4 protein-coding genes are annotated in these 2,498 nt (G+C 47.0%); all 4 read left to right on the top strand.

The genetic code is table 11. The annotated features are described in order from the left end of the window. Window positions 1–131 precede the first annotated feature (131 nt). The 4 genes from ACYQ2M_RS24950 to ACYQ2M_RS24935 all read left to right on the top strand — a co-directional run bounded on the left by ACYQ2M_RS24950 (window position 132) and on the right by ACYQ2M_RS24935 (window position 2,465). Complete coding sequence (locus tag ACYQ2M_RS24950) at window positions 132–650, top strand: P-loop NTPase family protein (RefSeq protein WP_459919116.1); 519 nt, start codon at window positions 132–134, stop codon at window positions 648–650. Window positions 651–881: 231 nt separating this feature from the next. After that, window positions 882–1,268, top strand: coding sequence for a hypothetical protein (locus ACYQ2M_RS24945; RefSeq protein ID WP_459919115.1), 387 nt, complete (start codon window positions 882–884; stop codon window positions 1,266–1,268). Window positions 1,269–1,307: 39 nt separating this feature from the next. Further along, complete coding sequence (locus tag ACYQ2M_RS24940; protein ID WP_459919114.1) at window positions 1,308–1,937, top strand: hypothetical protein; 630 nt, start codon at window positions 1,308–1,310, stop codon at window positions 1,935–1,937. A 33-nt stretch (window positions 1,938–1,970) separates the two neighbouring features. Next, window positions 1,971–2,465: a hypothetical protein gene (locus ACYQ2M_RS24935; RefSeq protein ID WP_459919113.1), complete on the top strand. Its 495-nt coding sequence runs from the start codon at window positions 1,971–1,973 to the stop codon at window positions 2,463–2,465. The last annotated feature ends 33 nt before the right edge of the window (window positions 2,466–2,498 follow it).

The raw sequence follows: 2,498 nt of genomic DNA, 5'->3' as shown, positions 1-2,498 counted from the left end.
CGGGTGTTTACATAAACAAAAGTCTTACACGAAAGCGAGTATAACCGAGGAACCGGATGCGGGAAAACCGCACGTCCGGGTCTGTGCGGGGGGCGCTGGGTAACTGGCGTTCCTACCGCGAGAGGTTTGAAATGAGAATCGTAATATTTGGGAACAGCGGTAGCGGAAAGACATGGTTGGCAAAAAAAATGTCCTTCATCTACTCCATGTCTATTGTTCATTTTGATGAAATTTTCTGGGAACCCGGAGGATTTGATAAAAAAAGAGAATCAAACGAGATTTTGTCCCTCATTAATGAAAGCAAAAAAATGTCTTCTTGGGTTGCAGAGGGTGTTTTCGGGAAAATTGCAGAACATTTCATTGAAAACACGGACATAATTATTTGGCTCGATATTCCATTGGAAATATGTATTAAAAGGCTCGGTATTCGAGGTTCTGAAAGTAAGAAACACATGAACCGAGAAGAATCGGAGCAAGGGCTAAAGGAATTAATTGAATGGGCATCCCAATATTATGATCGGAAAAACCTGAATTCATATTCAGGGCATAGGAAATTATTCAACGATTTTTCAAAACAAAAATTTCGATTGCGTAGTGAAAGTGATGTTCATGAATTCTTAAAAACCCAATCGGGTAGCCGGGGGTTTTAATCCCCCAGCCCCCACAACACCCTGCGTGCGGGTCCGCACAGGGCGTTTAATCAAGAGTACCGAGCCGTAACCGGGTAAGTTGCTTGAAGAATGGTTTTCCCATCATGCGCCTGTACACTACTCATCCATTCGGATTCATTGTATGTACAGAGCAAATGGATACCTTTTCCTTCGCTCCTGACTTTCAGCCCTTCACCCTGTCCGGGGCATTACTCCCGGCATTTGGCTACTATGGCATCTGCTGACTTCTGCCTTGTCACCAGACAAGTTACCTTGAAAGGCGCAATGAAGTTTCTTTTGCAGGTGCTGCCCGTTGTTTGTATCCCGGTATGGTCCCGCCCGGGAATTATTGCAAAAAAAAAATCAATGCATGCAAAGCAGATCTCCCCGGATAAGAACGTGAACTGTCACTACACAACCGCAGCATTTACCCTGTCTCCTGAATCCTGGGCTTTGTCATGTGTGGCTGACTTACCCGGAGACCAGGCCTTATATGCTGTTTTCACCATGTCTGATCTCTTCCCCCCCCTGTGCCGGCTCGCCCGGCGGGTGATGTACGATCTGCTGTTCGAATGCGCCTCAAAAACGCCACTAAGCAACGGCCCCATTTTTGCATAACTTTCATTTTATCAGTATCTTAATTCATAAAATGGAGGTATGATGAAAATCTCTCAAGCTTCAAATACGGCCATCACCCGGTATTACGGCACGCTGCCACCTTCCACCGCTAATAAATCCTCTTTGGGCAGCCCGAATCAGGACAAAGTAAGTTTTTCCCAGGAGGGGAAAAAATTGCAGGAAAATTTTGCCCTGAGCATTGCAAGTCTTATGGAAAATTTCATGGACGGTGCGGGAAAAGACGGAAAAATTACCCTTGATGAGATGAAAGCCTTTGCCGAGAAAAAACACAAAGTCGCGGATGGGGCTTTCCAGCAGGTGCTTTCCGATCTTGGCATTACCGATTCAGCCAGCATAAAAGTCAATATAGACAAGAAAGGACAAATTAATGTCTCCTCCAACCTCTCCAAGCAGGACAATGACCGGCTCCAAACAGCCCTGAACGACTCCCAGACATTTTCCCAGGCCTTCCGTGCTGCCGCATCTACCAAGGAAACCATTGCAGCCACAGAGCGCCACCTGGAGTTTGCCACAGCCTATGCCCAAGATCCCAAGGCAGCAGTGGCCAGATACGGTATCGGAAGTAAGAGTCCTGCGGGTCAGGCCTTTATCACGTATAGCGAGGGAGCATCTTCCCTGGAGTATGAGACCCTTTTGTCCATGTTCTGATTCGCGAAGATCATTATAAAAGGAGGTCAGGATATGCAGATCCCTTCTCATTTTGGACAGCTATACAGCGCATCATATTTTGGAGAAAACGCCAGGGCACGTATGGATCAGGAAGACAATACCGGCAGAGTACAGCAGATTGAGGTGACTGCTGAGACAACCTCGGTCAAGATCACCTCAGGTCATGATTTAACCCGGATGAGTTCTGCAGATATGCTTGCACTGGCGAGCTCATTTCATGAACAAGGTAATATCCAGGATTTCTTAAGCCTGGCCGTTCTCAGCGCCAGAGCTGCCCTTGAAGACCACCCTGACCCGTATGTCCATCAGACCTGGACGACACCACGCAATGAAGACGGTACCTTTAACCTGCTGGCCGAGCTTCAGGCCGAACCCAAGAACAGAACCGGCTCATTCGAGTTGGATGCCCAGAACAAGGCGGAGCGAGAGCACCTTTTAAATACACTTTTATCCCTGTCCGATAAAACGATAACAATGGAACATACCACCATCAACATAAAAGCCTGATCATCGTGCCTGGAATAATATGAGGTACTCAAG

The sequence above is a fragment of the Desulfocicer niacini genome (assembly GCF_054657595.1).
This window is presented reverse-complemented; position numbering and strand designations above follow the sequence as displayed.